The organism is uncultured Bradyrhizobium sp. (genome assembly GCF_947648125.1).
Classification (GTDB): Bacteria; Pseudomonadota; Alphaproteobacteria; order Rhizobiales; family Xanthobacteraceae; genus Bradyrhizobium.
In genome coordinates, this window is the sequence record NZ_CANSMR010000027.1 from 84,843 (window position 1) to 91,017 (window position 6,175).

Sequence of the window (6,175 nt, forward strand, 5' to 3'; positions counted from 1 at the left end):
AACACCTCTTTTTGGGAGCGCACATGATCTCCAGCACGAAACCGGCATCGTCGCCCGGCGGCTTCCGCTGGCTCCAGCTCGCGATCGGCATCGTCTGCATGGCGATGATCGCCAACCTGCAATACGGCTGGACGCTGTTCGTTGATCCGATCGACGACAAGTTTCACTGGGGCCGTCCCGCCATCCAGCTCGCCTTCACGATCTTCGTGATGACGGAGACATGGCTGGTGCCGGTGGAAGCCTGGTTCGTCGACAAATACGGCCCGCGCATCGTCATCATGTTCGGCGGGCTGATGATCGGTTTGGCCTGGGTGCTGAATTCCTACGCCTCCTCTCTCGTCATGCTCTATGCAGCGGCTGTTGTCGCGGGCATCGGCGCCGGCGCCGTCTACGGCACTTGCGTCGGCAACGCGCTGAAATGGTTTCCGGACCGGCGCGGCCTCGCCGCGGGCGCGACCGCCGCAGGCTTTGGCGCCGGCGCAGCGCTCACCGTCGTGCCAATCGCCAACATGATTGCCGCCAGCGGCTACCAGAGCACCTTCCTGACGTTCGGAATCGGGCAAGGCCTCATCGTTCTCTTGCTGGCCTGGTTCGTGCGCCCGCCGCATGGCGTCGAGGCCCCGAGGAAAAAGCAGCTCAACCTGCCGCAGAGCGCGATCGACTACACGCCGCCCCAGGTCCTGCGCACGCCGATCTTCTGGGTCATGTACCTGGTGTTCGTCATGGTGGCTTCCGGCGGCTTGATGACCGCCGCGCAGATCGGACCGATCGCCCACGACTTCAAGATCGCGGATACGCCGGTCACCCTGGCGGGCTTCCAGATGGCGGCGCTGACCTTTGCCATCTCGCTCGATCGTGTGTTCGACGGTTTCGGCCGTCCGTTCTTCGGCTGGGTCTCCGACACGATCGGCCGCGAGCACACGATGTTCATCGCGTTCGCGACTGCGGCGCTGATGTTGCTGACGCTGTCCACCTACGGCCACATTCCGGTTGTTTTCGTGCTCGCGACGGCGGTCTATTTCGGCGTCTTCGGCGAAATCTACAGCCTGTTTCCGGCGACGTCGGGCGACACCTTCGGCGCCAAATACGCAACCACCAACAACGGCATGCTCTACACCGCGAAGGGCACCGCGGCGCTGCTCGTGCCGCTCGCGAGCATCATCTCCTCGCAGCTCGGCTGGCAGGCCGTGTTCATCGTCGCGGTTGCGCTCAATGCCACAGCAGCCCTCACGGCCTTGCTCGTGATCAAGCCGATGCGGCGCGCGTTCATTCTCGGCAGTGAGACGACGGCAAAGGCCGCGATCGCGCCTGCACCTGGCCGGAGCGCGGCGATTGAACACTGATTGGACGGACTTGCGGGCGCGGACGGCGCTGCGGAAGATCTTCGATGCTGCAATCGCCAGCTGCGATCCAAGGCTAACCATCGCGCGCGCCCTACCGGCAAAGCCGAAGGGCAGATGCATCGTCGTCGGCGCCGGCAAGGCTTCGGCGGCGATGGCAGCAGGCCTCGACGCGGCCTGGCCTGATGTCGACCTTTCAGGTGTCGTGGTCACGCGCCACGGTCATTCTGTTCCCGCGGGCCGCATCGAAGTGCTCGAGGCGTCTCACCCCGTGCCTGACGACACGAGCAACGCCGCCGCCCTTCGCATGCTCAACGCCGTTCAGGGACTTTCAACGGATGATCTGGTCATCGCCCTGATGTCCGGCGGAGGCTCGGCCCTGATGACCCTTCCAGCATCCCCGATGACCCTCGCCGACAAGCAGGCGGTCAACCGGGCCCTGCTTGCAAGCGGCGCAACGATTGCCGAGATGAACGTCGTCCGCAAACATCTGTCCGCGATCAAGGGCGGACGGCTGGCACGCGCAGCCCGCCCCGCCCACGTCACGACCCTGGTGATATCAGATATTCCCGGCGACGATCCCGCGGCGATCGGCTCCGGTCCGTCGCTGCCGGACAGCAGCACAACAGCCAATGCGCAGGAGATCGTGAGCCGGTTTGCGATCGACCTGCCGGACGCGGCGCGGCTTGTGCTCGAGCAAGCCGACGAGACCCCGAAACCCGGCGAGATCGACGCCGATGTCCGCATCCTTGCCGCGCCAATCCACGCGCTTGACGCTGCGGCAAAGGTAGCGCGAGATGAGGGTCTCACCCCGATCATCCTTGGAGACGCGATCGAAGGCGAGGCACGGGAACTCGGAACCGTCATGGCGGGCATCGCCCGGTCGGTCGCAGGCCATGCGCAGCCCGGCCCTGCCCCTGCTGTGCTGCTATCCGGCGGCGAGACCACGGTGACGATCGGACGCCGGCCGGCGGGCCGCGGCGGCCGCAACACCGAATTCCTGCTGGGACTTGTCATCGCCCTGTCCGGTACGTCAGATATCTGGGCGATTGCCGGAGACAGCGATGGTATTGATGGAACGGAAGATGCGGCTGGAGCTTTGATCAGTCCGGATACGCTGCGGCGCGCCGCCGCGAGCGGGCTCGACGCACGGGCCTATCTGGCAGCCCATGACAGCTACTCGTTCTTCGACCGCCTTGGAGACCTCGTGCGCACCGGCCCAACGCTTACCAATGTCAACGATATCCGTGCCGTGCTGGTTGCGGCCGGCACGCCAGCAATGAGGTGATCCATGCGTCGTCATCGACGGGCCAAGATCGTCGCAACCGTCGGCCCCGCCAGCAGTTCCCCCGAGATGCTCAAGGCGCTGCTGCTGGCCGGCGTCGATACGTTCCGTCTGAACTTCAGCCACGGAACCCAGAGTGACCACGCAAGCATCCACGCCGCGATCCGAAAGCTGGAACGGGAGGTCGGCCGGCCGATCGGCATTCTGATGGACCTTCAGGGTCCGAAGATCCGCGTCGGCACCTTGCGCGATGGCAAGATTACCGTGGTGGCCGGCGAGACCATCCGGTTCGTGCTGTCCGGATCGGATGGCGAGCGAACCTCAATTCCGCTCCCGCATCGGGAAATCTTTGCCGCCGTGGCCCCCGGCCACGACCTTCTGATCGACGACGGCAGGGTCCGGGTTCGCGTTGCCGGGCTCGGTGACGATTTCATCGAAGCCAAGGTGATCGTCGGCGGCACGATCTCGAACCACAAGGGCGTCAATCTGCCAGGGACGGTGCTCGATCTTTCGCCGCTCACCGCCAAGGACCGCCTCGATCTGGAGTTCGGTTTGAACCTCGGTGTCGACTGGGTCGCCTTGTCGTTCGTGCAGAAGCCCTCCGACATCATCGAGGCGAGAAGCCTGGTCGGCGACCGCGCCGGCCTGATGGCCAAGATCGAGAAGCCGGCAGCGCTCGAGCGGATCGACGACATCATCCAGCTGTGCGACGCCATCATGGTTGCGCGGGGAGATCTCGGCGTCGAAATTCCGCATGAGGACGTGCCGGGGCGCCAGAAGGAGCTGGTGCGGGCGTGCCGTCTCGCGGTGAAGCCCGTGATCGTCGCCACGCAGATGCTGGACTCCATGGTCGCCGCGCCGACCCCGACGCGCGCGGAAGTCTCCGACGTCGCGACCGCGATCTATGATGGCGCAGACGCTGTGATGCTGTCGGCGGAATCCGCGACGGGGCGCTATCCACGCGAGGCCGTCGAGATGATGGATCGTATCATCCGCAGCACGGAGCAGCACAAGATGTACCGCTCGATCGTCGAGGCGACCCAGCCCGGCGAAGAGCAAACGCCGCCGCACGCCGTTGCAACGGCCGCTGCCGATCTCGCCTCCGTCATTCACGCCGCGGCCATCGTGGCTTACACGTCGAGCGGCACCACGGCCGCACGCGTTGCACGCAAGCGGCCGAGCCTGCCGATCCTCGCCATCACCCCAAGCCGCGAAGTGTCGCGCCGCTTGTGCCTGCTTTGGGGCGCGCATAGCGTTCTTTCCGACGATGTCGGGAGCTATGAGGAGATGGTGGAGCGCGCGACGACGCTCGCGCATGCGGAGCAGTTTGCATCAAGCCGGGACCTGCTGGTCGTTGTCGCCGGCATTCCCTTTGGGCAGGCGGGAAGCACCAACAACCTGCGGGTCGTTTCGCTCCCTTGACGGGGCGCCGTCGCCCGGCACGCGGTCCCAGACACCCGACGCATCCGGCCCGTCGGGATTTCTCGGGCTCGTTGCGCCGGGCGCCCAAGTCTCACGGCATGGCGCCAAACCAGATCACGAGCGCGAATATCACCAATAAGGCGACGGTGATGATCGCTTCGCTCGTGGGTATTCGCTTCATAGGCCGCCTCCGCGCGCGGGAGCGGGATGCTGCGACGGGGCAGTGGTTCAGATCAGCACGACACCGCCCGCTTAAAATGCATGCGGACGGCGTCGGCTCTAGCCCCAGGAAGGAAATGCAAAACCCCGGTAGACATTACGTCTACACATCTGGGCAAAAGGTTCACGTGACGATCGGCACCCTCCATGAGGGGTAAAATGGCGACCGCACGCCGCTGGCACCCGGCCGTTGCTTTCCAAACCGGCTCCGACAAACGCTTCCCTATAATCCGCCACGGCTCGTCCCCCTGTGATGAGGATCGGCTCGGACCACCCGAGCAACCCTCGGACGCGCAGTGTAGGGCGAGCCACCTCACCGGCAGAGGCGGACATGCGGTCTTACCGTTGTGGGGACCCGCAACAGGTCCCCACGATCATCCTATCCCAGCGATCTCTCCGCATGCCTCACGGTCGCGCCCTTACGCATGCTGCGGCTGCGCCAGCTGGCTGACCTGCGTCGCCGGCGGATCGACAACCAGGGTCCCGCCATGGCCGTCGCTCGAGGTCGTGAAGGTCGAGGCCATGTAGTTGCCGAGCAGCGCAATACTCGCCGTGACGGTGCCGTCCGTCACCGTGAGCGTTCCGTGCGATGAGTCTCCGCTGAAGCTCGGAGTCTGAACGTTCGCGAAATTGATGTTCGCGAAATCGATCGCGTCCGAACCGGTCATCCCGGCGACCGTGCCCGCAAAGCTCGCGGAATTGTCGAGCTTCAGCGTCCCTGTCGAACCCTGGAACGCGACGGTGGCGCTCGACGCCCCCGGCAATTCCAGGGTGGCGCCCGCTGCGATGTTGGCGTTGCCGGAGCTCTCGCCAGTCGCGTTGAAAGGCTGCCAAGCCCCCCACGCGATGCCGTCATACGCACGGATCCAGAGTTGGTCCGTGCCCGAGCCGGCCTGATAGGTCGTCTGGGAAAGTTGCGCCGCAGTGATGTCGATCTCGGAATTCGCGGCCTGCGTAGCTCCGTTGACGCTCCAATGCCCGTTGGTGTTGGAATCCCACAGCGCATACTTCGTGATGGCATCGCCGTCGGCGTCCGTCGCCGTGACGAGGTTCGCAGCAGCAAAGGTCTGCCCCGAGACCGTCACGACGTTGGAGACCGAGACCGTCGGCGCCTGGTTGGTTGCGGTGGCCGTGAAGCTCGTCCAGGCGCTCCACATGCTGCCGTCGTTGGCTTTCACCCAGAGCGTATCGGGCGCCGAGCCGCCGGGGCCGAACACGTAGCTCACCTGCGAGAGGTTCGCTGCCGCAACATCGATCTCGGCGCTGGCCGCCTGCGCGACACCATTCACCACAAAGTGGCCATTGCCGCCGGTGTCCCAGAACGCGTACTGGGTGATCGTGTCGTGCTCGGCATCCGAGGTCGAGAACAAGGTCGAGGCCGCCACCGAATGGTCATGAATGCCACTGACATTCGATGCCGTCACGACCGGAGCCGTGTCGGGCCCCGGTGTTGCCGTGAAGCTCTTCCAGGCGCTCCACATGCTGCCGTCATTGGCCTTCACCCAGAGCGTATCGGGCGCCGAGCCGCCGGGGCCGAACACGTAGCTCACCTGCGACAGGTTCGCCGCCGAGACATCGATCTCGGCATTGGCCGCCTGCGCGACACCATTGACCACAAAGTGTCCGTTGCCGCCGGTGTCCCAGAACGCATACTGGGTGATCGCATCGTTCTCGGCATCGCTGACCGAGAACAGGCTCGAAGCGAGCGTCGAGAACTCGCCGTGATTGGCGGTCACGTTCGGTGCCGTCACGACCGGGGCCGTGTCGGGGCCCGGTGTTGCCGTGAAGCTCTTCCAGGTGCTCCACATGCTGCCGTCATTGGCTTTCACCCAGAGCGTATCGGGCGTCGAACCACCGGGGCCGAACACGTAGCTCACCTGCGACAGGTTCGCTGCCGCAACATCGATCT

Annotated in this window: 3 protein-coding genes and 1 pseudogene; 3 read left to right on the plus strand and 1 reads right to left on the minus strand. The window is 65.1% G+C overall.

Annotated features, from left to right (window positions below):
- The first annotated feature begins 23 nt into the window (after window positions 1-23).
- Genes oxlT through pyk form a run of 3 tightly spaced genes read left to right on the plus strand, consistent with a single transcriptional unit; the run spans window position 24 to window position 4,047 of the window.
- Window positions 24-1,343 (plus strand): oxalate/formate MFS antiporter, encoded by a 1,320-nt coding sequence (gene oxlT / locus Q0030_RS32610; RefSeq protein WP_298376709.1) that lies wholly within the window; start codon window positions 24-26, stop codon window positions 1,341-1,343.
- Complete coding sequence (locus Q0030_RS32615) at window positions 1,333-2,628, plus strand: glycerate kinase (protein WP_298376711.1); 1,296 nt, start codon at window positions 1,333-1,335, stop codon at window positions 2,626-2,628. The genes oxlT and Q0030_RS32615 overlap by 11 nt, the downstream gene beginning before the upstream one ends.
- A 3-nt stretch (window positions 2,629-2,631) precedes the next feature.
- Window positions 2,632-4,047, plus strand: coding sequence for a pyruvate kinase (gene pyk / locus Q0030_RS32620; protein WP_298376713.1), 1,416 nt, complete (start codon window positions 2,632-2,634; stop codon window positions 4,045-4,047).
- A gap of 638 nt (window positions 4,048-4,685) precedes the next feature.
- Here the strand turns inward: pyk and Q0030_RS32625 are convergent.
- Window positions 4,686-6,175: pseudogene (locus tag Q0030_RS32625) on the minus strand (hypothetical protein); the annotation flags it as partial.

Coding starts and splice junctions, on each gene's coding strand:
- oxlT (WP_298376709.1), top strand. CDS start 24: ATGATCTCCAGCACGAAACCGGCATCGTCGCCCGGCGGCTTCCGCTGG.
- pyk (WP_298376713.1), top strand. CDS start 2,632: ATGCGTCGTCATCGACGGGCCAAGATCGTCGCAACCGTCGGCCCCGCC.